Genomic DNA, 23,142 nt, shown 5'->3' with positions numbered 1-23,142 from the left:
ATATGAAATAAGGAACACACATGGCTCTTTTAACATTGCACGGCGCATGTCTGTCGTTCAGTGATTTCCCGCTGCTCGACAATGCCGAACTGACCATCGAGCGGGGCGAGCGCCTCTGTCTGGTTGGCCGCAACGGGGCGGGCAAGTCCACCCTGATGAAGGTCATTGCAAGTGAATTGCCGCTGGACGACGGCCGCCTGGTGCTGCAACAAGATTTGAAAGTGACCCGCCTTGAGCAGGATCCACCGGCCTCCAGCGAGCTGACGGTGTTTGACTATGCCGCCGAAGGGCTGGCGGGGGTGGGGGAGCTGCTCAAACAGTATCACCATATCTCCATGGAGCTGGCGAGCGATCCGTCAGATGCCAACATTCGCAAGATGAGCGAGTTGCAAGAGCAGCTCGACTATCAGAACGGCTGGCAGTTCGAGACCCGCATCAGTCAGGTGTTGACCCTGCTGGGGCTGGATCCTGACGTGACCCTCGATAGCCTCTCCGGTGGCTGGCTGCGCAAAGTGGCGCTGGCCCGTGCGCTGGCTTGCGATCCCGACTTGTTGCTGCTCGATGAGCCGACCAACCACCTGGATATCGAAGCCATCAACTGGCTGGAAGATTTCCTCAAGGATTTTCGCGGCGCCATCGTCTTTATTTCTCACGATCGGGAGTTCATCCACAAACTGGCGACCCGGATCATCGATCTCGATCGCGGCGCCATCACCTCCTGGCCGGGAAACTACGACGAGTATCTGCAGGGGAAAGAGGAGTGGCTGCGGGTCGAAGAGCTGAAAAATGCCGAGTTCGACCGCAAACTGGCCCAGGAAGAGGTGTGGGTGCGTCAGGGTATCAAGGCTCGCCGTACCCGTAACGAAGGTCGGGTGCGCGCCCTTGAGGCGATGCGGATGGAGCGCTCCCAGCGTCGCGAGTTGCAGGGCAAGGCCAAGCTGCAACTGGACGAGGTTAATCGCTCCGGCAAGCTGGTGTTCGAGACCGAAGGGCTGGGGCTGGATTTTGGCGATCGCACCCTGTTCAAGGGGCTCGATCTGCAGGTACTGCGCGGCGACAAAATAGCGCTGGTCGGCCCCAATGGCTGCGGCAAATCGACCCTGATCAAGCTGTTGCTGGGTCAGCTTGAGCCAACCCGTGGCACCGTCAAGGGGGGCACCAATCTGGAGGTGGCCTACTTCGATCAGTACCGCGAGCAGCTTGATCCCGAGCAGACCGTGGTGGACAACGTCGGGGAGGGCAAGCAGGAGGTGATGGTGCGTGGCCGTTCCCGTCACATTCTTGGGTACCTGCAGGACTTTCTGTTCGAGCCCAAGCGGGCCCGTACGCCGGTCAAGGCGCTCTCCGGTGGCGAGAAGAACCGTCTGCTGCTGGCCAAGCTGTTCCTCAAGCCGAGCAACCTGCTGATCCTCGATGAACCCACCAACGACCTCGACGTCGAGACTCTGGAGCTGCTGGAAGAGCTGCTTTCCGACTACCCCGGCACCCTGCTGCTGGTCAGTCACGATCGTCGCTTCATCGATAACACAGTGACCGGCTGCTGGCTGTTTGAAGGGGATGGCCGCATCAGCGATTACGTGGGTGGTTACGCCGATATGATGGCGACCCGCGAACAGCAGAATGCCCAGCAACAGGCCAGGAGTGCACCGGTCAAGACGCCCGAGCCGGTCGTTGCCACCGCGCCAGAAGCGCCGAAGAAGAGCAAGAAGCTCTCCTACAAGCTGCAGCTTGAACTGGAAGGGTTGCCTGCTCGTCTTGAGCAGCTGGAAGCCGAGCTGGATGCGCTGCAAAGCGAGATCAACCAGCCCGGGTTCTTCTCGCTGCCGGCAGATAAAACCCAGCCGAAACTGGATGCGCTCAATGCCGCTGAAGCCGCGCTGGAGCAGGCATTTGCTCGCTGGGAAGAGCTGGAAGGACTCAAAAATCAGGAGTAAGTTCCCTGTAATTAAAACTTAATCCAGTTCAGTGCCTTGTGTCACATAGCCCGGTTAGGGTGGAAGTTTTTGTTTGACCGAGTGCGCTCGCAGGAGTAAAGATGAAAGCGACCGATGAAGAATTGGTCGCTTTTTTTGTTCCACGAAGAGGGTCGTAGATGATGAAGAGACAGAAACGGGACCGTCTGGAAAGAGCTCGTGCTCGTGGTTATCAGGCTGGCGTGGTCGGCAAACAGAAAGAAGCGTGTCCGTATCAATGTCTGGATGCCCGTGGGCACTGGCTTGGTGGTTGGCGAGATGCCATGGAAGGGCGGGGCTCAGGCCTCTTCATGAAGTAGCAGGTACTTCATCACTCATTACAAAAGGAAAGGGGCCGTTGTGGCCCCTTTGCGTTAGTGCTGTTTTACCACCAATCAGAGAGATCAGAATGCGGTGGTATCTTTGAACAGGCCCACTTTCAGGTCGGTGGCGCTGTAGATCGGACGGCCGTCAACTTCGACCACACCATCAGCAATGCCCATCACCAACTTGCGGTTGATGACGCGCTTGAAGGTGATCTTGTAGGTCACTTTCTTGGCAGTCGGCAGGATCTGGCCGGTGAATTTCACTTCACCTACGCCCAGAGCACGGCCTTTGCCCGGGCCGCCTTTCCAGCCGAGGAAGAAGCCAACCAGCTGCCACATGGCATCCAGACCGAGACAGCCCGGCATTACGGGATCACCCGGGAAGTGGCAATCGAAGAACCAGAGATCGGGGGTAATGTCGAGCTCTGCCAGGATCTCGCCCTTGCCGTGCTCGCCACCGTTGTCATTGATCTTGACGATGCGATCCATCATCAACATGTTGGGGGCGGGCAGCTGACTGTTACCCTCACCAAAGAGTTCGCCACGGCTGCAAGCCAGCAGCTCTTCACGGGTAAAAGAGTTCTTGCCCTGTTCACACAGGGAAAGGCGGGCTTCCAGGGTCGAATTGTCTACGGTCACGCTGAGTTTCCTTCAAATGAGTAAAGCTGCGCCAATTTAGCTTACAGTTGTTCGCTAAACAACTCCGATCACTTCATCAGCGGCCAAACAGGCGCCCCAGCAGGGATTGCAGCAGTCCGACTTTGGCAGTGGAGCCGTTCAACTCGTCCAACCGCTCCTGAATACGGCCAAACAGGGTATCGGGCATATCAGGCTCACCGGCGACACAGCCAGTGAGCAACTCGATGGCCTCTTCCACATGATCCACCGGGTGGATGTGGAACTGGCCTGCTTCAACCGCTGCAATCACCTCGTCAGAGAGGTTCAGCTGCTGGATGTTGGTGCCCGGCAAAATGATCCCTTGCTTACCGGTGATGCCGTGGATTTTGCACACCCGGAAGAAGCCTTCAATCTTCTCGTTCACGCCACCAACGGCCTGCACATTGCCAAACTGATCGACCGCACCGGTCACGGCGAAGTGCTGATAGATAGGCTGGCGGGCGAGGGCAGAGAGCAGGGCACACAAGCCGGTCAGTGAGGCACTGTCGCCATCAATTTCGTGGTAAGACTGCTCGAACACCAGATTCGCCGACAGGGGGGAGGGGTTCTCTGCACCAAATTTGTTGGAGAGATAGCCGTGGATAATCATCATCGCCTTGGCGTGGATATGACCGGCCAGCTCCGCTTTGCGCTCGATATCCGCCACATCGCCATCACCAAGGTGTACGGTCGCGGTGAGGCGCACCGGCTCGCCGAAGTCATAAGGGTGACCGGAGACCTGAATGACAGACAGGCCGTTGATCTGGCCAATCTCTTCGCCATCGGTTTGCAGCAGGATCTGGCCGTCGATAACCCCCTGATCGGACTGCTCAACCAGATAGTTGAGGCGGTAATCCTGCTCTTCCAGTGCGCCGCGAATATGCTCGTCGGTGACCACATCAGATTCCAGCTCCCGGGCCAGACTGTCAGCCATCCGCATGATGGCGGAGAGTTGCACTTCGGAGAGCGACAACCACTCCTGATGGTCACAGAGGCGGCTGGCATGACGACAAAGGGCGGCGAGGGCGGCTGGCGTGAAGTCCAGCAGGCTCCAGCGCTGGCGCAGCCAGGCCAGGTACTGCAGAAATTCCTGCAGATCCTCTTCAATATTGACCTCTGACACCAGATCCGCGCGCAGGAAGATGCGTTCGGACATATCCCGATCCAGCATCTGGAACTCGGCCACGTCCAGTCGGTCACCAACCAGGATCAGCTTGAGCTTGATGGGGGTCGCTTCAGGCGCGAAGAAGGGGGTCAGAGTTTTCCCTTCCTGATAGGCGTTCCAGTCCAGCTCGCCTTTTTGCATGGCATTTTTCAGTTTGAACCAGAGGTGAGGCTGGTCGAGCAGCTCATCCAGTTGCAAGATGAGGTAACCGCCATTGGCTTCCCGCAGCAAGCCGGGCTCCAAAAGGTGCTGGTTAGCATAGACAGAGCCTTGTTCGGTCTGGTAGTTGATGGAGCCAAACAGAGTATCCCAATTGAGATCACGACCGTAAATTACCGGTGCTTCCTGCTCTTCATGATGAATAAGCAGGTTGATGAGCACCGGATGCTGAAACTCCAGTCCCAATGCAACGTGGGCCGCCAGATCCGAGAGAAAGTCATCGATCTTCGGATCATTGTTCTGCTTGCGCATGATCCTGGTCACAATGCGTTCGGCATCGAGATGGCGGCTCAACAGCTTGAGCAGCTCGCCAACCATTTCACAGAACTCAACGCCAGTACCGGGTTGCAGTCTCAGCCAGATAGGTTTGAACGGGTTGTTGAGATTCTCGGTATAGCAGAGGTCGAATAGATCGCCATCCTTGCCATTGGATTCGGCAATCAGAGTGCGGCACACATCTTCATAATCTGCACCCGGGAACCCGTTGAGCAGCATAACCGGGCAATCACCATCAAAACTGGCCAGGCGTTTGATACCGGAGATTGCTCTGGGTTGCAGAGCGGCAAAGGGGATGGGGTCAAGCTCACTTAGCTTAGGGAACTGTTCAATCGCAAAAGCGGGTTTTAATTGTTCTGATGTTAATTCAGCCACTTAAGACGTCCGGTCGAAGATAGGATCAATTGTTGCCATTATACACAGTTCAATAAGAGGTGACAGGAAACAAGATACCAAATTTAACATAATATACATTATGCGCAGTGTTAGTTAAGGGTAAAACAGAGGGGCCGGAAGGCCCCCAATTCAAAATCACGGCAGTCTATAGCGCCACGAGCATTATCACCAAGTTTAAACAATGTTCGGCCATAGCCATATAGTTCCTGATTTTCTTTCAGTTTCAGCAGGATACTTGAGAAGGTCCACTCTACGGGCTTTCCGCCCAGTTCGGGATTGAACCATACGCAGCAGGTATCATTGCTCTCCTCATCATTCAGCGGCTTGACGGTTATCACCGCCTGAAAGTGTCACAACTTGAGAAGTATTGGAATCTTTGCATTACTACGCTTTGTTACGCTAATAGCTCTAGCTTAATCAGTATCAAAATGACAATACAGCAAGCAATGAACCTTTACAGAATGCCATAAGGCTTGCCACTAAGAAGATCAGCGCTGGCCGGAGAAATGCAGCGTGCGAGATGCTATTACCACGAAGTTCTTCCGGAACGCGCTGTAGTTTCTCTTGGGCAGCCCTAAAATTGCTCGCCTGGTTGGATGGCTATGTTAGCCATAGTCTATCGACGCAACCTCGCGATGTGCAGCATGGAGGACATCAGACATTTTTCCAGGGCTGACCCGTCGCACCAGATCGGCCAGACTCAGCACGTCCCCTTGGCCATAAGCTCCTCGAGGGTTGCGACCCGAAATGGTGAACGTTCTCCCATATATTTTTTTCTCTCTTCTGGTGTGGGCCTACTCTGTGAGACATGTTGAAGGTCAATTTTAACCTTGGTTTCACAAATTATGCCGATAACCCCATTTATCGGCATCACCATCCTAGTCCTTATCAACGTTGTTTTGCTCTGAGCTATCTGGAGCGGCTCTCACGAACCTGACCCCATTACGCTTATAAATATGAAAGTCAGGATGTTTTCCTTCGTGTATATCTTCAATAAGCCTTTACGAGGGCCAGTCCCCCGCCCAGGAATGGTGTAGGTTTGGTTTTCGCCGTTCTTCCCATCTTGTTACCACGAATATTCTTTGCCACGTGCATCCCCTGTTTGAGCACCATGCTTCATACGGATATTGATGCGGTTTTGGCGAAAAAAAACTCAATGATAACAACCTTGCCTTGTGAGAGATAATGCCCCTCCCCTTTGGTTTGCGTGAGCATGGTGGGGGTGAGCTGTAGAGATAACAAGATATAGCAATCGCCCCCTCCCATTGGTCGATATTCTGAAACCACAAATGTCGTATTTTGAGACAAGCGTTCACTATTAAAATGCTTGAACAATATGTGTATTGGGCTCCCCTTTTCACAGTGGGCAGCCATTGCACTCACTCCGATTGACAGGGATATGTTGTAAAATGACGTGGTTCAAAGGTGATGCCATTCCATTTCTTCACTCTTCGTTATCTCTCACTGGTGTGCTTTTATCGCAATCTGTCGAGCGGTTTTTGCTGTGCACTCTCATGGCGCTCGCTTTGGCTTGTGTGCAGGTATTTGGAGGTAGTGTCGATACTGTCGTGGCCCGCATCAGCTTGTACGTGGGAAAGTGGTCGGCCGTTGAGGTTGATGTCATGAGTGATCCCGGTGTGGCGAATAGCGTGGGGAGAGAGTTGCCGCATTTCGGCACCATCCTGATAAAAGCCATCCAGCTCGGCAAGCTCGGCACCTTTGGTTATCACCGCTTGTATCAGCTCACGCAGCTGACGTATCCCTAAATTGGCATTAAGTTCTCCCTGCTCCCGGCCGTGGGCTGCCGCTTTATGACGGATAAAAAGCGGAGTCTGCTCGTTGGGTGCCGGCAAGGGCGAGAGTCCCAGAAACGTGCGATAACGTTCGAGTGCTTGAAGCAGCGCCTGTGAAACGGCAACAGTGCGGCGCTTACCCCCCTTGCTACTGGGTATGTAGTAACCCCAGACGCCGGTTTTGCGATCCCGCCTGAACTGCCCCATCACAGGGGTAAAGCCCGGCCGGGCTGCAACCTCAGAGATCCGCAGATAGCAAGCGTACATCAGAATGGTGAGAAAACGGCTGCGCTCGTGCTGCTCCGGATGGTCGTTGGCAAGGGTATCGGCGGCCTGCATCACGTATGACCACTGCAACTCGCTGAAGGCCTGCACCTGATCATCGGCCTCCTGCTGTTGCGGCCGTTTGACCCGCTGCAGTAGCAGAGCGGGATTCCTGTCCATGTACTCCTCCTGGATCAGGAACTGGAAGAAGGCCGACAGGATGGCGAGCTTGGTCTTCATCGCCTGCTCGCTAAGACGGTAGGGCAAGGTGCGGCCCAGTTCCCGCTTGCCCAAAAACGGTCGCCATTGCGGATTGGGCAACCGCTCCCCCCACTCCTTGTCTAGGACAAATTGCGCCACGTTGCGATAGGCGATTAACTCTTCAGGTGGCGACTGACAGTAGTCGAGATAGCGGATCATGATGCGGCGAGTGAGATCTTTCGGGCTGATGGCCGCCTCGCAAAAGCACCAGTGCAAAAAGGTGGTCAGTTCGCTGCGATAGGTTTTGTAGTTGTTTTCGCTGTTGCGCTGCTCCAGCAACCAATCGACCGCCAGCTCGTAAACCAGCCCGGCATCGGGCACATCGTTGAGGCTGAGGTTGGCAAGGTACTGATTGACCTGCGGGTTGCCAGCTTCCAGATAGATAAGACTGTCAAACAGCGGCATGGCCGGCGGCAAGGATAATGGGTGTTGAGTCATGGTGTTGCTTGTTGATGATGAATCGATATGTGCCTGTGAGCCGAGATGATAAAAAAGGGCTCGTGATAGATGAATGCGGCTTCTGCTAGTTTTTGTTCTGTCTCTTGTTATTGCTGATTGAGGTCACCGGGAGCGATCTGGATAACGATCTCTCCAATGTTTGCTCATTATTTCCTCATAGATCTGGCTGGTTTCGCTCAGTTGTGTACGCTATTCAGTTATGCATGGGATATGCATCTTTGTTAAAAAATTCTCGGGATAAATAGCCGTAGAAATGGATTTAAATGCAATTAAAGTGAATGGTGTGAGCTATTTATCCCGAGAAATAGCAGGTCTGTGCAATCAGGCAACCTGTTTGAGTGGCTTCTCCTTGCGCTTGGCTGCTGGAGTCTCTTCCTCTTTCGTGCCAGCCTGAACCTTGCCGCCACGCAGCAGGGTTTGCAGCACATCGCGCTGCTCTGCCAGGTAGAATGCCAGACTCTCTTGCTGCTCTGGCGCCAGCTCGATCGGGGCGCCAGCCAACAGGGTCATCAACTCGTCGGCCGTATCCAGCAGCTTGTCATAGGCATCGGCCTCTTTTTTGCTGGCAAAGGTCATTTTTTCCACTCCCCCACGAACAACCACATATTTGATCTCGACAGCCATGATGGCCTCCTCTTGGTGATGATGGATAGAGTATATGTATGGATATACAGTATTGCAAATAACCTCACCGGAAAAGAGTTCGCCGGGGTTCAGCGACAAAAGCCGCGTTGGATCAAGTTGTCTCAAAGTGCCATTTGACTTCCACGCCAAACTGGTCGGATCATGGCCTTATGACGATCGTACGACACCTGTTTATCCTGCTGATGGTAGAGGTGCTGCTCCTCGGGAGTATCGCCCATTTGGTCGTGGGACTCCCCTGGTTACTGACCCTGCTGTTTGTCGTGTTTGCCCTGCTTGGATTGCGCTGTCTGGTGGTGCTCAGCAGCTGGCTGTTTACCCGTTTCTACCCCTCCCCAGCTATCGGCCCCTGGCGCAGGGTGAAGATGATGGCGCAGGAGATGCTGGCCTACCTTTACACCTTCACCTTGTTGCTACCGTTCGAGCCTTTGCTAATGGCACCCGATCGGCTGCGTCCGTGCCAGCGCCCCGTATTGCTGGTGCATGGTTACGGTTGCAGTCGCGGGATCTGGCGTACCCAGCGCACCCGACTGGAGACCGCAGGCCATGTGGTCGCCACCATTACCTTGATGCCACCATTTGGTCATATCGATGAGATGGTGCCGCTACTGGCCAAGCGAATTGACGATGTGCTCGCGCAAACTGGGGCTGACAAGCTGGTGCTGGTCGGTCACAGTATGGGCGGGCTGGTCTGCCGCGACTATCTGGCTATCCATGGTGGTGACAAGGTAGAGTGCCTGATCACCCTGGCCACCCCCCATCAGGGCAGTCAGCTTGCCGCCCTTGGGCTTGGGGCCAATGCCCGTGAGATGGAGCCCGGTTCCGGCTGGTTGCAGCGTTTCGCCTCGGTTCCTCTCTGCGTACCCGGTATCTCGGTGCGCACCAGTCACGACAATGTGGTGATGCCGCAGGAGCGGCAACGCTTGGCGGGAATGGAAGATATCGAGTTGCCTGCCATTGGCCATCTCTCTCTGCTCTACTCGCGCCGCACGACTGATCTGCTGCTTTATCTGCTGTCCCGAGTCTGACCCTCCTTAACCGTTCTTCAACTGCTATTCCAAATAAAACATGGGCCTGATTGCTCAGGCCCCTGTTGATCTCTTTATCCCATCACCCGGTTAGAAGTGTATCCCCTTGATCAGGGTCGAGACGGCAACCTGATCGGCGGTGGCCTTGGATTTGTCGCCATCCTTGGGATCGGCAAAGGTGCGGAAGCTGGTGTTCATGATGACCTGAGCGACACGCGGAGCCAGAGCGTGAACCACCTGACCAAATACCCCGAGGCGAGTGGCCAGACGAACATGCTTGTTGATGATGGTATCGCACACCAGATCGGCCGCCTCTTCCGGCGTCATCATCGGTACCTGCTCATAGACCTTGGTCGGTGCGACCATCGGCGTTTTCACCAGCGGCATATTGATGATGGAGAAGCTCACCCCTTTATCGGCAAACTCGGAGGCGGCAGTCCGCACCCAGGCATCGAGGGCAGATTTGGAGGCAACATAGGCGGAGAAGCGCGGCGCATTGGTCAACACCCCGATGGAGGAGATGTTGATGATGTGGCCTTTCTTCTTCTCGATCATGGTGGGCAGCACCCCCATGATCACCTTGAGCGCGCCGAAGTAGTTGAGCTGCATGGTGCGCTCCAGATCGTGGAAGCGATCGAAGGAGTCCTCGATGGAGCGGCGGATGGAGCGGCCGGCATTGTTGACCAGAATATCGACGCCGCCGTGATCGGCCACGATGCGAGCGGTGATCTCCTCGGCCTGTGCCAGATTGGAGAGATCCCCCTGATAGATCTCGATGGTCAACCCCAGCTCGGCAAATTCAGCTTTAGTCTCGGCAATCTTCTGCTCGTCGCGAGCGATGGTAACGACGTTGGCCCCCGCTCCCGCCAGCTTGCGTGCGGTTGCTCGGCCAATGCCGGAGGTGGCCCCGGTCACCAGCACCACCTTGCCCTCTACCCGACCACGCAGGGAGCGATCGATGAAGAGCTCCGGGTCGAGGTGACGCTCCCAGTAATCCCACAACCGCCAGGCGTAGCTGTGCAGGGGCGGTACTTCGATGCCAGTCCCTTTCAGTACCCGCTGAGTTTCGCGACTGTCAAAACGGGTGGGATAACTGATAAGGCGGAACACATCCTTGGGCAGACCCAGATCGGCGATGGCAGCATCGCGGATGCGGCGCACCGGCGCCATGGTCATCAGCATGGCAGTCAGGTGGCGGGGAATGAAGTTAAAGAGAGAGGCGTTGATGCGGATCGCAGGCTCTGGCGCATGGGCGGCGCGGGAGAAGGTGCTCAGCATGTCGCCGACCCGCATCGGGTTGGGGTCGGTCAGGTGGAAGGTTTTGTTCTCCTCTCCCTCCTGATGGGCGATATGCACCATGGCATCGACCACGAAGTTGACCGGCACGATATTGATACGGCCCCCTTCCACCCCAATGGCCGGCATCCAGGGCGGCAGCAGACGGCGCAGCTTCTGGATGGTCTTGAAGAAGTAGTAAGGGCCGTCGATCTTGTCCATCTCGCCGGTATTGGAGTCACCGACGACGATCCCCGGTCGATAGACTCGCCACGGAACTGTGCACTCGTTTCGCACAATCCCTTCCGCTTCGTGCTTGGTCTGAAAGTAAGGCATGTCGAGGTGCTCGGCCTCATCGAACATGTCCTCGCGAAACAGACCGTCAAACAGGCCCGCAGCAGCGATGGAGCTGCAGTGGTGGAACTGCCCCGCCCCCAGCCGCTCGGCAAGTTGAACAGCCTGACGGGTCCCTTCGGTGTTGACCTGCTGCTGGATCCCTGCCTTGGCGTTGAGGTCATAGATGGCCGCCAGATGGAAGAAGTGGTCGATCTTGCCGATCAACTGCTCCTGCATCTCGGCCGATACCCCCAGCAGCGGTTGCGTCATGTCGCCAAAAACAGGGACTGCGCGCGATTCATCCATATTCCAGAATGAGAACAACTCTGACAATTTCTCCTGATGAGAGGCGCGCATCAGAAAATAGACGGTACAGTCGGGATGCTGTTGGAATAACTTTTTGATCAATCGACGCCCGATAAAACCACTACCGCCAGTAATGAAATAGTTCATAAAGAGAATCCTGCTACTGATTAGGGTGTTACTAGGTTGTTAGATATATCACGATTCATATGGGAATCCGCAATTTGATTGTCGGTTCGTGAGCAAACCCTAATTTCGGTGGTGTTCCTGTTCCGTTATTAGGTAGAACCCTCTATTTTTTGTCCCTAGACTGAAGTTGAAAAATCAGTAATGCCACAACCCGATTGCAGTTTCGTTGTCGCCATTACATTTAACAGTCGTTATTCAAGGAGAAGATCATGGCTAAGAAATTGAAAGCGCTGGCAGGGTCAGTGACCGACAACCAACTCACCTCCACCATCAAGGAGTCTACCCAGCAGATCTGGTTGGCCGGTCTGGGCGCCTATGCCAAGGCGCAGGAAGAGGGTGGCAAGATCTTTGAAGCCCTGGTGCAGGAAGGTGAAGCGCTGCAAGCAAAAACCCGTCAGAGCGCAGATGAGAAGATTGCAGCTGTGACCGACAAGACCGCCAATACCTGGGGCCGTCTGGAGCAGGTTTTTGAAGATCGCGTGGCCCGCGCTGTGGCCAGCCTCGGCATTCCGACCCGCAAGGATATCGACAAGCTCTCCAAGCGCATGGCCGAGCTGACCGACGTGGTCCAGCAACTGCTGGATGCGCAGGAAGAGGAGGCCCCTGCCGCTGAAGCCAAACCGGCTGCCGCCAAAAAGCCCGTTGCCCGCAAGCCTCCGGTAAAGAAGGCTCCGGTAGCCAAGGCCAAAGAGGCCGTGGTTGAGCAGGCCGCCGATCTCCTTTCCGCCGCTGAAGATGCGGTGAAAGAGGTGAAGGCCAAAGCAGAGAGCGTCCTGCCCTGATCCCTCGCGGTGACGGAAGGTGATTGATACCGGCCTATGCCCTGCGCTGGGCCGGTCTTGTCATGGTGAATGTCATGGATAGAGAGGCGACGCTATGAGTACCATCGCAATTGCCCTTGCTGGCGGCGGGCCGCTCGGCGGCATCTACGAGATCGGTGCCTGCGCAGCCCTCTCTGACAGCATCAACGGCTTGCGCCTTGACCATGCCGATATTTATGTTGGCGTCAGTTCGGGGGCCGTGGTGGCGTCAGCGCTGGCCAACGGCATCTCGCCGGCAAAGCTGGTGCGGATCCTGCTCAGCGATGATTCGGGGGAGATGTTTGACCCGGCCACCTTGCTGCGACCCGCTTTTCGTGAATATGCCGACCGCCTGACCTCGATCCCGCCACTGGCGTGGCAGAGCCTGACCTACTATCTGGCGGCGCCCTGGAAGCGAAGCCTGTTTGAATCGCTGCAGGGACTCTCCAAGGCCATTCCGACCGGACTGTTCGACAATCGCGGGGTGGATCGCACCCTGACCCAGTTTTTTTCTCGCCCCGGCCGCAGCAACGATTTCCGCCAGCTGCGCAGCCGACTGTTTGTGGTCGCTACCGAACTCGATACCGGCCATCCGGTCGCCTTCGGCAGCCCGGGGCTCGATGACGTGCCCATCTCGGCGGCGGTACAGGCGTCGGCCGCCCTGCCCGGCCTCTTTCCCCCTTCATTGATTAACGGGCGTTACTATGTGGACGGGGCGCTGATCAAGACTCTGCACGCTTCGGTAGCGCTGGAAGAGGGGGCGGATCTGGTGTTCTGCATCAATCCGCTGGTGCCCTATGATGCGGACATGGCCGCCGGCGCGCCCACCAATCTGGTGGACAGCGGTCTGCCGGTGGTGCTGGCCCAGACCTTTCGCGCCATCATCCACTCCCGCATGCATGTGGGGATGGATCGCTACAAACACCAATATCCGGAGGCCGACGCCCTGCTGTTTGAGCCCTCTTCTGCCGATGGCGAGATGTTCTTCACCAATGTGTTCAGTTATCGGGATCGCCGCCGCCTCTGCGAGCACGCTTACCAGCATACCCGCCGCGATCTCTGGCAGCGCCGTGACGAGCTGGCGCCGGTGCTGGCCAAGCATGGCCTCGAGCTCAATCTGGCCGCGCTGGCCGATGAAGATCGCACCCTGCTGGCCCCCGGCATTGGCTCGGTCGCCGCCCTCGACAAGTCGCTGGAGCAGTTGCAGCACTGGCTTGCCAAACGCTATCGCCACGGCGTGCGCCGTTCATCACCAAAGGAGTAGCATGGATCGCAAACCCAAACGTCGTACCCGGGAGCGGATCCTGACCACTGCCCTCGCCTGCTTCAATCGACAAGGGGAACCCAGCGTCACCACCTCGGCCATTGCGGCCGAGATGGAGATCAGCCAGGGCAATCTCTACTACCACTTCCACAACAAGGAGGAGATCGTCAACGCCCTGTTCTGCGAATTTGAACAGCAGATGGATCGCCTGCTGGAGGCGGTCAGCACCCCGTCCGATGAGCCCGAAGATATCTGGCTCTTTCTCCACCTGATGTTTGAAGCCGTCTGGCAGTACCGTTTCCTCTACTACGATATCGCGACCCTGATGAGTGGTTATCATCAGGTGGAACAGCGCTTTTCCGCCCTGCTGCGCCGCAAGGAGCAGACCGCCATCGCCATTTGCAACCATCTGCAAACGGTCGGGCTGATGGAGGGCACGACGCAACAGATGCGCACGCTGGCGGCCAATGTGGCGCTGGTGGGCACATTCTGGATCTCTTACCAGCGGGCACTGCACCCCAAGGCGGACGCCGATATCGCCCTCGGCGTCTTTCAGGTGATGCAGCTGGTTGCACCCTATTTGCGGGCCGATGCCCGCGCTCATCTGGGCGCCCTCGCCCATCACTACACCGACAAGGTTTGATTCACATGCTACAGGGAGAACAAGCATGACCACTTCACAACTCGAATTTGTCCCCTTCCCCTACGCGGATGCGGCCTATGACTATGCTGGCCAGAAGCTGGCGGACAACTGGGATCGTCTCCATCAGGGGGATGCCGAACCTTGGCCCGAGGATGAGCAGGTACAGGATGCCTGGCGGGCCTATCATGCCGGGGATTTTGCCCGAGCTGTCGCCCTTGGCGAAGCGGCCGGTGAGGCGGGCCTCAATGTGGCAAACAAGGCGCTGGTGATCCACGCCAGCTACCTGCTGGAGGACAAGTATGCCAAGCGCGCCGCCTTCGAACGGGCGGCCAGCCATGCCGAGCAGCTGCAAAAGCGCCAGCCCAAGAACGCCAACGCCTGGTATTTCCACGCTCTGGCACTCGGGCGATACAGTCAGGTGATCTCCATCTCCAAGGCCCTCTCGCAAGGGATTGGCGACAAGATCAAGGCAAGCCTGGAGAAGGCGCTGGAGCTGGCGCCAGATCACGCTGAGGCCCATATCGCCTTTGGCGCCTGGCACGCCGAGATCGTCGACAAGCTGGGTGCCATGATCGGCGGCCTCACCTATGGTGCCAAGAAGGAGGAGTCCGAGCGTCACTTCAAGGAGGCGCTGGCGCTGATCCCCGAATCGGCTATCGCCCGCATGGAGTACGCCAACGCTCAGGTGATGCTGCACGGCAAGAGCCGCCTGAAAGCGGCCGAAGCCCTCTATGCCGAAGCGGCCGAATGCGAACCCATGGATGCCATGGAGCGCCTCGATGTGGAGGCGGCGCGGGAAGAGCTGGAGGATTAACCGCCACTCTTGCCACGGATAGACAACAAAACAAGAGGCCAACCCGCGGGTTGGCCTCTTTTATGATGGGTGCAGTCCGGTTGGCTACGCCGTCACTGGTCGCTCAAATGCTCGCTCAACCGAGCAGCGCATCCAGTCCGTTGGGGTCAAACAATAGCTCCGGCTCCATCAGCACCAGCAACAGCAGTTGCTCGAACTCCACCGCAAACCGCTCGACCACCCGATCCGGATCCGGTACCAGCTTCTTGTCGGTGATAAGGCCCAGCTGCACCTTGTGATCGTAAGAGAGGATGGAGACGCCGACGCCGATATCCCCCGATTGCGGCACCCAGAACAGCGGCTGACGCAATTTTGCTCCAGCCAGATAGAGGGTCTGCTGCGGGCCAGGCACATTGGTGATCACCGCACTGGCCTTGGCCGTGAGCAGCTCGACGGCCTGCTGTTGCACCGCATTGGGGGCCATGCCAAGGGCATGTAACAGGTTGAGCACTACTACGGGTTGTAGCGAGGTGCGTAGCGCCTGCATCCGGTCACGCACGGTATAGAGCCGCTGTAACGGGTGTTCAACATCCAGTGGCAAGTCCAGGGCCACCAGCCCGAAGCGGTTGCCCAGCGCCCCCTCATCGTCCGGTGCACGCATATTGACTGGCACCAGGGCGCGGATCTTGACCTTGTTGGCATCATCCCCCTTCTCCTGCAGGTAGTGGCGAAACGCCCCTGCGGTGGCGGCGATCAGCAGATCGTTGACCGAGCAGCCCAGCACCTTGCCCACGGCCTTGATATCCGGCAGATCAATTTGTTCCGACCAGGCCACCCGCTTGGTGCTGGTGGTCTTGCCACGCAGGCGGCAGGGTGAATCATCACCGAGGGTGGCGATATTGCACAGCTCACTCGCCACATCCCGCCCGGTCTTGAGGTAATCCACCGCCTTGGTGGGATGGGTGACCACTTCGACATATTTGGACCAGAGGCTACCGGTCAGCTTGAGACCGGCCCGCACCAGACGGCTGCCCTGGTGGCAATCCTCCTCATCCTCGTCATCTCTGTCATCCAGTGGCTCCGGTGACGGTGGTCGCGGCGCCCCTTCCGGGGTGTTATCCATCATGGTCAGCATGGCCCGAACCAGCGAGAAGCCATCGCCCATGGCGTGGTGAATGCGCACCACCAGCGCTTGCCCACCCAGCGACGTGTCGGTCAGGTGCATATCCCACAAGGGGCGCTGGTGGTTGAGCGGCGTCGAGGCGAGATCGGCCACCAGCTTCTCCAGCTCCAGCTTGCCTGCTTCACCTGGCAGGATCACTCGCTTGAGGTGCTGATCGAGATCGAAATCGGGATCATGACGCCAGTAGTAGGAGCCCCCCTCCAGCACGGCCCGCTGGTGGAAGCGGGGTTGCACCGAAATGGTGTGGCGCAATCCGGCCCGCAGACGCGTTTCATCAAGCTCTCCTTCAAACATCAGAACACCGATGATCTGCATCAGGTTGTTGGGTCTGTCCATGCGTAACCAGGCGGTATCGACGCAGGAGATAAATTCACTCAGTGGCATGGTTGTTTCCCTACAAAATGAATTTACCGAGGCGGCAAATTGCTCAAGTCCTCATATCCGGATGAAGGCTTGATGCAATCAGAATGACATTAATGAGTGCCGACTCGAAATATGAAATAAAGATGAAAGATTACTTGAAAAATAGAATCGAGACCTTGCCGGATAATAATCCTGACAAACCATATGGCTTGCCAACTTATTTCAAACAGCCATCGTTTACAGCTGGTTTATTTAAAACCGGTGCAACGAAGAGTTTCAAACACGTTTGGGGCAAGGTAAGCGATTGTCGACATAATCGAGGATCTCCTGCTCCAGTACGCTGCGTACCGGCAACAGCATCAAACCAAGATGCACTTCCAGTTCCAGGGTATCTTCGTCCAGGGTGAGAGTGCCATGTACCCCTGAGCCGCGAAAACGAAGCTCGGTCTCCTCTTCATCTGCCCATTCGCAATCGAGTTGATAGCTCTCGTTCATGTCAGCAGCGATGGCTTCGGCCGCGAGCCGGGCGGCGGCCAATCCCAGTGGATGCTGACGGCTGATCTGAATGATAGAGAGTGCGCTGGTGCCAGCGAGCGAGTTGAAGAACATGGTTGTTACTCTGGGTCAGAAGATATTTATTGATATTAAACACATGTTCACAACAAGTGAAAGGGCCGTTCACATAAATGGGACTCACTTAACAGAGTCGAGAGGCATGAAGGCCATCAGCGGGGCATGGCATTTATTCCCTATCCTTTGCGCGCTACACTTGTCACGTAACATTCAGCAAAAGCTGCTTGTTTTTCATTCACTTGTATCTTCGTATCACCCAATCCCCATCAATGGGCCCCAAGGCCAGAGAGCTGTAGATGACGCATCAAGAACATGCCCACGACGACGATAGTACCCTGGGTCGGCTCTACCGCCAGCTCAAGCGGGTTGCAGCCTTGCGCGAGCAGATGCGTGCTCATCCGGAAGATCAGCAGGATCGGGATCGGCTACGCCAGTGGCAGGCCGACCGGCTGGGGCGCACCCACAGGGATCTGCTGGAGAGTGACCGCTACGGCCCCGCCGCCGAGTTTTTCCTGACCGATCTCTATGGCCCGGGGGATTGTGCCCGCCGCGATGCGGACGTGATGCGGGTGATGCCGACCGCCGAGCGGTTGTTGCCGGAGTCCGGCCTCAAGGTGCTGGCGCAGGCGATCGAGCTCGATGCCCTCTCCGAAGAGCTGGACTACCTGATGGTGGTGGCGCTGCGGCGCATTGATGGTATTGATCCCATCACGCCGGACCACTACACCATCGCCTATCGTGCCGTGGGTGAACAGGCGCGACGGGAACATCAGATTGCGTTGGTGAGTGAGCTTGGCATGACGCTGGACAGACTGGCGAGAAAGCCGCTGCTGGGGGCGACCCTCAAACTGGTGTCAGGGCCCGCCCATCTGGCGGGGCTTGGCGAACTCTTCTCCTTTGTCGAGCGCGGCTATCAGGTGTGTCATCAGATGGGGCGTGCCAACGAGTTTCTCGAGACCATCGCCAGTCGCGAGACGGCCATCATGACGGCGCTCTTTAACGGCGACAGCAGTGCGCTGAGGTAAGGCTTATCGAGGGATCAGCCGCCGGAATAACAAAGCGGGCCGATGGGCCCGCTTTTCGTTTATCGCTGTTTGCCTGTAGATATCGGTCAGATCACCAACAGATCCATAAAGGCATGTACCGGGGTGGCGGCAAGGCGCGGCCCATCCTGACAGAGGGCCAGAATGTCGCTGACCCGTTTGGCCGGGAAGCGGGTGGCCAGATTGTGCTGGAATTTCTCCACCAGCAGCGGGATCCCCTCCTCCCGCCGGCGACGATGACCGACCGGATACTCCACTTCCACCTTGGCGGTGTGAGTGCCGTCCTTGAAGAAGATCTGGATGGCGTTTGCGATGGAACGCTTGTCTGCCTCCAGATACTCGCGGCTGTAACGCTTGTCCTCCTGCACCACCATCTTGCTACGCAGCGCGTCGATGCGGGGATCGGCGGCAACATCGTCCTCATAATCCTCGGCGATCAGGCGACCGAAGATGAGAGGCACCGCCACCATGTACTGCAGGCAGTGATCCCGATCGGCCGGGTTGTTGAGGGCACCGACCTTGCTGATGATACGAATGGCCGACTCATGGGTGGTGAGCTCGATACGGTCGATCTCCTCCAGCCGTCCCTTCACCTGCCCATGCAGCTTCATGGCGCACTCCACAGCAGTCTGGGCGTGGAACTCGGCGGGATAGGAGATCTTGAACAGCACGTTCTCCATCACATAGCTGCCGTATCCCTGATGCAGGGCGAACTGATTGCCCTTGAACAGCACATCGTAGAAACCCCACTTGGGGGCGCTCAGTACGCCTGGATAGCCCATCTCGCCGCTCATGGTGATAAGGGCGAGGCGCACCGCGCGCGAGGTTGCATCCCCCGCTGCCCAGCTCTTGCGCGACCCCGCATTGGGGGCATGACGGTAGGTACGCAGGCTCTGGCCATCGACCCAGGCCTGGGAGACCGCATCAATCACCTGATCGCGGGTGCCACCCAGCATATGAGTCACCACGGCGGTGCTGGCGACCTTGACCAACACCACGTGATCGAGACCCACCCGGTTGAAGGAGTTCTCCAGCGCCAGCACACCCTGAATTTCGTGGGCTTTGACCATGGCCACCAGCACATCGGCCATGGTGAGCGGCGCCTTGCCCTCGGCCACGCGAGTACGGGAGAGCCAGTCGGCGGTGGCGAGAATACCGCCCAGATTGTCGGATGGGTGACCCCACTCGGCGGCCAGCCAGGTGTCGTTGTAATCGAGCCAGCGGATGATGGCGCCGATATCCCAGGCCGCCTTGACCGGATCGAGGCAAAGCTGGGTACCGGGCACCCGGGCACCATGGGGTACCAGTGTACCGGGGACTATGGGGCCAAGGTGTTTGGTGCACTCGGGGAAGCGCAGGGCCAGCAGGCCACAGCCGAGCGTATCCATCAGGCAGTAGCGGGCGGTGTCGAGAGCCGCAGAGCTGGTAATGGGGTGGTTGCAGACATAATCGGCAATATCTACCAGTACCTGATCGGGCTCGGGTCTGTGGTTGACGTCGACGTTGGCGGACATCGTGATTTCCTTATCGTTGTTGTAGAGAGACAAAGTGACGGGGGGCCGGGCCGACATAATCGGCGCTCGGACGGATGATCCGGTTGTGCTCGCGCTGCTCCATCACGTGGGCGCACCAGCCGGTGACCCGTGAGCAGACGAAGATGGGGGTGAACAGCTTGGTCGGGATCCCCATGTAGTGATAGGCGCTGGCGTGGAAGAAGTCGGCGTTGGGAAAGAGCTCTTTCTCCTCCCACATCACCTTCTCCGCCTCGCAGGAGACGCGGTAGAGGCGATCATCACCCACCGCCTCGGCAAGTTTGGCCGACCACTCCTTGATGATGACGTTGCGCGGATCCGAGGTGCGATAGATGGCGTGGCCAAAGCCCATGATCTTCTCCTTGGCCGCCAGCTTGGCCAGCAGTTCGCGTCTTGCCTGCGCTTCATCCTGCCAGTGTTCGATCATCACCATGGCTGCCTCGTTGGCGCCGCCGTGCAGCGGGCCACGCAGGGTGCCGATGGCCGCGGTGATGCAGGAGAACATGTCGGAAAGGGTCGATGCGCAGACTCGCGCCGCAAAGGTGGAGGCGTTGAACTCATGCTCGGCGTAGAGGATAAGGGAGACATGCATCACCCGGCGCTCCAGCTCGCTCGGCGCTTTCTGGTGCAGCAGCGCCAGAAAGTGGCCACCGATACACTCCTCGTCGCTGTCGAGGGCGATGCGAACGCCCTCGTGACTGAACTTGTACCAGTAGATCAGAATGCCCGGGAAGGCGGCCAGCAGCCGATCCGCCACTTCGTGTTCATGCTCGAAACCATCTTCCGGCTCCAGATCGCCGAGCATGGAGCAGCCTGTACGCAGCACATCCATCGGATGAGCATCGGCGGGAATGCGCTCCAGCACTTCGAGCAGCGCCGCCGGCAACGTGCGCAAGCGGCGCAGCTCGCGTTTGTAGTCGGCCAGTTGCTGGTTACTCGGCAATTCACCCTTGAGCAGCAGATAGGCAACCTCCTCGAACTGGGCGCTATCGGCCAGCTCCTTGATGTCGTAACCGCGATAGGTAAGACCGGTGCCACTCTTGCCCACGGTACAGATACTGGTCTCTCCTGCGCTTTGGCCGCGCAGACCAGCCCCGCCCAACGGTTTCTGTTGTCCCATAAGCTGCCTCCTATTCCTTGGCTGAAAACAGACGATCCAGTGTCTGCTCGTAGTGGTGATATCCGAGAAAGTCGTAGAGCGACTCCCGGGTCTGCATGGTCTCCACGACGGCCCGTTGATGGCCATCCTGGCGAATATGGTGATAGACGTTGAGGGCGGCCTGATTGGCGGCGCGGTTGGCACTCAATGGATAGAGCACCATGTCGACACCGTGGGCGGCGAGCAGCTCCTTGTCAAACAGCTCGGTTTTGCCGAACTCGGTCATATTGGCGAGGATCGGCACTTTGGCCGCCTGCTTGAACTGGTCGTACTGGGCAAGCTCGGTCACCGCCTCGGCGAAGATCATGTCGGCACCGGCGGCCACATAGGCGGCAGTGCGTTCAAGAGCCGACTCCATCCCCTCCACCGCCAACGCATCGGTGCGGGCCATGATGACGAACTCGCTATTCTCGCGGGCATCCACTGCTGCTTTTATCCGATCACACATCTCCTCCAGCGACACCACCGCTTTGTTGGGGCGATGACCGCAGCGCTTCTGGGCAACCTGATCTTCCATATGGACAGCGGCAACTCCGGCTCGCTCGAACGCGCGAATGGTGCGGGCGATATTGAATGCCCCGCCCCAGCCGGTATCGATATCGACCAGTAGCGGCACTCGGGTCGCCGCTGTGATCCGCTCGGCATCGATCAGCACGTCGTTGAGGGAGGTCATGCCGAGATCCGGCAAGCCATAGGAGGCATTGGCCACTCCGGCGCCGGAGAGATAGAGGGCTTGAAAACCGCTGCGCTCGGCCATCAGCGCCATATAGGCATTGATGGTGCCGACGATCTGCAGGGGATGTTCATTGGCAAGGGCGGTGCGAAAGCGCAGGCCTGCCGAGGGGGACAAACTGGACATCATGACTCCTTTCACCTGTCTAGTCTGGCTATCTAATATCACGTTTACGTCAACGTCAATTATACTTTCGTAACATTCTGGCCGCAGGCAAGACAGGAAACCGGTTTTAGGGTAAATTTCACCAATTCCTTCAACAGGTTGAATTGTATGATGGAGCCCGGTTCCGTGATTGTCTGTCCGGCGTGCGACTTGCTGATCCAGCGCAAAGCACTGCCGCTGCGTCGCCATGCCCACTGCCCGCGTTGTCACCAACATCTCTATGGCCGTTATGCCTTTCGTCCCTCCCAGTTGATGGCCCTGACCATCACCGGATTTCTGCTGCTGCCCTCCGCCTTTTTTGAACCGCTGATCTATCTGCGCCTGGCTGGGGTCAATACCGACGCCGACCTGCTGCGCGGTATTCTGGTGCTGTTTGGCGAGGGCGAATGGTGGGTGGCCAGCCTGGTGCTCTGGTGCGCCGTGTTGGCGCCAGTGGGATTATTGGCGGGGATCTTTGTGCTGGCTTCGGGTCTGGCCAAACGTTGGCACATTCTTCCCGTCACTTTGAAGCTGGTCGAGGTGTTTCGCCACTGGGCCATGCTGGAGGTCTATATCGTCAGCCTGCTGGTTGCCCTGTTCAAACTGATCGACATCGCCGATGTGCGCCTCGGTGGCGGGTTGCTCAGCCTCGGTATTTTGATGCTGCTCAACATGACCCTGCTGATCCTGTTTGACCCCGCCCCCTACTGGGCGCGGATCCCGTTAAAGGAGCCGGAACATGACCAGCGCCCGTGAGATGGGGCTCTGCCGCTGCCATACCTGCGGTCTGCTGGTGCGTTATCAAGCCGGGGCAGCCTGCCCCCGTTGCAGCAGCAAGTTGCAGGTGCGCATCCCCCGCTCCCTTGCCTGGTCGTGGGGCTTGCTGGCACTTGCCACCTTCATGTTGTTGCCTGCCAATCTGTTGCCTATTACCCATTTCTACAACAAGGGTTTACTGCAGTCAGATACCATCTTCAGCGGTATCATGATGCTCTATCGCAGCAAAATGGGCGGGATTGCCACTATCGTCCTTACCGCCAGCATACTGGTGCCGGTGGGCAAAATATTGGGGCTGGGCTGGATCTGCTGGCAGTTGCAGCGGGCCAAACCGGTACGGCGCAAGCGCCAGCTGGTGATGTATCGGGTGATCGATTTTATCGGTCGCTGGTCAATGCTGGACTTGTTCGTGATTTCGCTGATGGTGGCACTGGTCGATCGGGGTGTTCTGCTGAGTGTCCGCGCAGGCCCGGGGGCCACCGCCTTTGCCGGTGTGGTGGTGCTGACCATGATGTCGGCCCGCATGCTCGATACCCGCTTACTGTGGGACAAGGCGGCTCGTTAATGATTTCTCTGTTTTTGTCTGATGTGCTG

Annotated in this window: 20 protein-coding genes; 10 read left to right on the top strand and 10 right to left on the bottom strand. The window is 57.6% G+C overall.

Features of this window, described 5'->3' with window-relative positions; genetic code table 11:
* Window positions 1-20 precede the first annotated feature (20 nt).
* Both G5367_RS00920 and rmf read left to right on the top strand, forming a co-directional pair.
* Window positions 21-1,934, top strand: a complete 1,914-nt coding sequence (locus G5367_RS00920; protein ID WP_201989435.1) for an ABC transporter ATP-binding protein — start codon at window positions 21-23, stop codon at window positions 1,932-1,934.
* A 158-nt stretch (window positions 1,935-2,092) separates the two neighbouring features.
* On the top strand, window positions 2,093-2,272 hold the full coding sequence (rmf, locus tag G5367_RS00915; protein WP_005315693.1) for a ribosome modulation factor: 180 nt from the start codon (window positions 2,093-2,095) through the stop codon (window positions 2,270-2,272).
* 84 nt (window positions 2,273-2,356) lie between these two features.
* Here the strand turns inward: rmf and fabA are convergent, their stop codons facing one another.
* The 4 genes from fabA to G5367_RS00895 all read right to left on the bottom strand — a co-directional run bounded on the left by fabA (window position 2,357) and on the right by G5367_RS00895 (window position 8,392).
* Window positions 2,357-2,917 (bottom strand): 3-hydroxyacyl-[acyl-carrier-protein] dehydratase FabA, encoded by a 561-nt coding sequence (gene fabA, locus G5367_RS00910; RefSeq protein WP_124929438.1) that lies wholly within the window; start codon window positions 2,915-2,917, stop codon window positions 2,357-2,359.
* 76 nt (window positions 2,918-2,993) lie between these two features.
* Window positions 2,994-4,970: a Lon protease family protein gene (locus tag G5367_RS00905; protein WP_227342906.1), complete on the bottom strand. Its 1,977-nt coding sequence runs from the start codon at window positions 4,968-4,970 to the stop codon at window positions 2,994-2,996.
* Window positions 4,971-6,466: 1,496 nt separating this feature from the next.
* Window positions 6,467-7,714: a tyrosine-type recombinase/integrase gene (locus tag G5367_RS00900; RefSeq protein ID WP_005345479.1), complete on the bottom strand. Its 1,248-nt coding sequence runs from the start codon at window positions 7,712-7,714 to the stop codon at window positions 6,467-6,469.
* Between the two features lie 375 nt (window positions 7,715-8,089).
* Window positions 8,090-8,392, bottom strand: coding sequence for a YebG family protein (locus tag G5367_RS00895; RefSeq protein ID WP_042055032.1), 303 nt, complete (start codon window positions 8,390-8,392; stop codon window positions 8,090-8,092).
* 170 nt (window positions 8,393-8,562) lie between these two features.
* Here G5367_RS00895 and G5367_RS00890 point away from each other — a divergent pair, with 170 nt between their 5' ends.
* Entirely contained in the window at window positions 8,563-9,438 is an 876-nt protein-coding gene (locus G5367_RS00890; protein ID WP_204383173.1) for an esterase/lipase family protein, read from the top strand.
* A 90-nt stretch (window positions 9,439-9,528) separates the two neighbouring features.
* On the opposite strand, the gene G5367_RS00885 is transcribed toward G5367_RS00890, so the two are convergent.
* Window positions 9,529-11,502 (bottom strand): SDR family oxidoreductase, encoded by a 1,974-nt coding sequence (locus G5367_RS00885; RefSeq protein ID WP_421211029.1) that lies wholly within the window; start codon window positions 11,500-11,502, stop codon window positions 9,529-9,531.
* A 248-nt stretch (window positions 11,503-11,750) separates the two neighbouring features.
* Between G5367_RS00885 and G5367_RS00880 the strand changes: the two genes are divergently transcribed.
* The 4 genes from G5367_RS00880 (at window position 11,751) to G5367_RS00865 (ending at window position 15,062) form a co-directional block, all read left to right on the top strand.
* Window positions 11,751-12,323: a phasin family protein gene (locus tag G5367_RS00880; RefSeq protein WP_139462516.1), complete on the top strand. Its 573-nt coding sequence runs from the start codon at window positions 11,751-11,753 to the stop codon at window positions 12,321-12,323.
* A gap of 94 nt (window positions 12,324-12,417) precedes the next feature.
* Entirely contained in the window at window positions 12,418-13,605 is a 1,188-nt protein-coding gene (locus tag G5367_RS00875) for a patatin-like phospholipase family protein (RefSeq protein WP_421243573.1), read from the top strand.
* A gap of 1 nt (window position 13,606) precedes the next feature.
* Window positions 13,607-14,248, top strand: coding sequence for a TetR/AcrR family transcriptional regulator (locus G5367_RS00870; protein WP_201956796.1), 642 nt, complete (start codon window positions 13,607-13,609; stop codon window positions 14,246-14,248).
* Between the two features lie 25 nt (window positions 14,249-14,273).
* A complete protein-coding gene (locus tag G5367_RS00865) occupies window positions 14,274-15,062 on the top strand; it encodes a hypothetical protein (protein ID WP_421243572.1) in 789 nt (262 codons plus the stop codon).
* 115 nt (window positions 15,063-15,177) lie between these two features.
* Here the strand turns inward: G5367_RS00865 and G5367_RS00860 are convergent, their stop codons facing one another.
* Window positions 15,178-16,608: a wax ester/triacylglycerol synthase family O-acyltransferase gene (locus tag G5367_RS00860; RefSeq protein ID WP_216978791.1), complete on the bottom strand. Its 1,431-nt coding sequence runs from the start codon at window positions 16,606-16,608 to the stop codon at window positions 15,178-15,180.
* Window positions 16,609-16,863: 255 nt separating this feature from the next.
* Window positions 16,864-17,196 (bottom strand): polyhydroxyalkanoic acid system family protein, encoded by a 333-nt coding sequence (locus G5367_RS00855; protein ID WP_216978792.1) that lies wholly within the window; start codon window positions 17,194-17,196, stop codon window positions 16,864-16,866.
* A gap of 260 nt (window positions 17,197-17,456) precedes the next feature.
* On the opposite strand from G5367_RS00855, the gene G5367_RS00850 reads away from it, so the two are divergent.
* Window positions 17,457-18,185, top strand: a complete 729-nt coding sequence (locus G5367_RS00850; protein WP_421243571.1) for an FFLEELY motif protein — start codon at window positions 17,457-17,459, stop codon at window positions 18,183-18,185.
* An 86-nt stretch (window positions 18,186-18,271) separates the two neighbouring features.
* Here G5367_RS00850 and G5367_RS00845 read toward each other — a convergent pair whose 3' ends face one another.
* Genes G5367_RS00845 through prpB form a run of 3 tightly spaced genes read right to left on the bottom strand, consistent with a single transcriptional unit; the run spans window position 18,272 to window position 21,753 of the window.
* Window positions 18,272-19,717: a bifunctional 2-methylcitrate dehydratase/aconitate hydratase gene (locus G5367_RS00845; RefSeq protein ID WP_139743056.1), complete on the bottom strand. Its 1,446-nt coding sequence runs from the start codon at window positions 19,715-19,717 to the stop codon at window positions 18,272-18,274.
* Window positions 19,718-19,727: 10 nt separating this feature from the next.
* Window positions 19,728-20,855: a bifunctional 2-methylcitrate synthase/citrate synthase gene (gene prpC, locus G5367_RS00840; RefSeq protein WP_421243570.1), complete on the bottom strand. Its 1,128-nt coding sequence runs from the start codon at window positions 20,853-20,855 to the stop codon at window positions 19,728-19,730.
* A gap of 10 nt (window positions 20,856-20,865) precedes the next feature.
* Window positions 20,866-21,753, bottom strand: a complete 888-nt coding sequence (gene prpB / locus G5367_RS00835; RefSeq protein ID WP_201951410.1) for a methylisocitrate lyase — start codon at window positions 21,751-21,753, stop codon at window positions 20,866-20,868.
* 147 nt (window positions 21,754-21,900) lie between these two features.
* On the opposite strand from prpB, the gene G5367_RS00830 reads away from it, so the two are divergent.
* Together G5367_RS00830 and G5367_RS00825 are read left to right on the top strand one after the other, a co-directional pair.
* A complete protein-coding gene (locus G5367_RS00830) occupies window positions 21,901-22,527 on the top strand; it encodes a paraquat-inducible protein A (protein WP_005345516.1) in 627 nt (208 codons plus the stop codon).
* The gene (locus G5367_RS00825; RefSeq protein ID WP_216978796.1) at window positions 22,511-23,113 is read left to right on the top strand and encodes a paraquat-inducible protein A; all 603 of its coding nucleotides are present in this window, start codon (window positions 22,511-22,513) and stop codon (window positions 23,111-23,113) included. Before G5367_RS00830 ends, G5367_RS00825 begins: the two co-directional genes overlap by 17 nt.
* The last annotated feature ends 29 nt before the right edge of the window (window positions 23,114-23,142 follow it).

Origin of the sequence: Aeromonas sp. 604282 (genome assembly GCF_049170575.1) — a bacterium.
Classification (GTDB): domain Bacteria; phylum Pseudomonadota; class Gammaproteobacteria; order Enterobacterales; family Aeromonadaceae; genus Aeromonas; species Aeromonas veronii_A.
Note: the sequence above shows the minus strand (reverse complement) of the source record. Positions and strands in the feature narration are given on the sequence as shown.

Excerpts from the sequence above, each read along its gene's own strand:
- G5367_RS00920 (WP_201989435.1), top strand. The coding sequence starts at position 21 with ATGGCTCTTTTAACATTGCACGGCGCATGTCTGTCGTTCAGTGATTTC.
- prpC (WP_421243570.1), bottom strand. The coding sequence starts at position 20,855 with ATGGGACAACAGAAACCGTTGGGCGGGGCTGGTCTGCGCGGCCAAAGC.
- rmf (WP_005315693.1), top strand. The coding sequence starts at position 2,093 with ATGATGAAGAGACAGAAACGGGACCGTCTGGAAAGAGCTCGTGCTCGT.
- G5367_RS00885 (WP_421211029.1), bottom strand. The coding sequence starts at position 11,502 with ATGAACTATTTCATTACTGGCGGTAGTGGTTTTATCGGGCGTCGATTG.
- G5367_RS00880 (WP_139462516.1), top strand. The coding sequence starts at position 11,751 with ATGGCTAAGAAATTGAAAGCGCTGGCAGGGTCAGTGACCGACAACCAA.
- G5367_RS00875 (WP_421243573.1), top strand. The coding sequence starts at position 12,418 with ATGAGTACCATCGCAATTGCCCTTGCTGGCGGCGGGCCGCTCGGCGGC.
- G5367_RS00825 (WP_216978796.1), top strand. The coding sequence starts at position 22,511 with ATGACCAGCGCCCGTGAGATGGGGCTCTGCCGCTGCCATACCTGCGGT.
- G5367_RS00865 (WP_421243572.1), top strand. The coding sequence starts at position 14,274 with ATGACCACTTCACAACTCGAATTTGTCCCCTTCCCCTACGCGGATGCG.
- G5367_RS00890 (WP_204383173.1), top strand. The coding sequence starts at position 8,563 with ATGACGATCGTACGACACCTGTTTATCCTGCTGATGGTAGAGGTGCTG.
- G5367_RS00870 (WP_201956796.1), top strand. The coding sequence starts at position 13,607 with ATGGATCGCAAACCCAAACGTCGTACCCGGGAGCGGATCCTGACCACT.
- G5367_RS00895 (WP_042055032.1), bottom strand. The coding sequence starts at position 8,392 with ATGGCTGTCGAGATCAAATATGTGGTTGTTCGTGGGGGAGTGGAAAAA.
- G5367_RS00860 (WP_216978791.1), bottom strand. The coding sequence starts at position 16,608 with ATGCCACTGAGTGAATTTATCTCCTGCGTCGATACCGCCTGGTTACGC.
- prpB (WP_201951410.1), bottom strand. The coding sequence starts at position 21,753 with ATGTCCAGTTTGTCCCCCTCGGCAGGCCTGCGCTTTCGCACCGCCCTT.
- G5367_RS00850 (WP_421243571.1), top strand. The coding sequence starts at position 17,457 with ATGACGCATCAAGAACATGCCCACGACGACGATAGTACCCTGGGTCGG.
- G5367_RS00900 (WP_005345479.1), bottom strand. The coding sequence starts at position 7,714 with ATGCCGCTGTTTGACAGTCTTATCTATCTGGAAGCTGGCAACCCGCAG.
- G5367_RS00855 (WP_216978792.1), bottom strand. The coding sequence starts at position 17,196 with ATGTTCTTCAACTCGCTCGCTGGCACCAGCGCACTCTCTATCATTCAG.
- G5367_RS00830 (WP_005345516.1), top strand. The coding sequence starts at position 21,901 with ATGATGGAGCCCGGTTCCGTGATTGTCTGTCCGGCGTGCGACTTGCTG.
- G5367_RS00845 (WP_139743056.1), bottom strand. The coding sequence starts at position 19,717 with ATGTCCGCCAACGTCGACGTCAACCACAGACCCGAGCCCGATCAGGTA.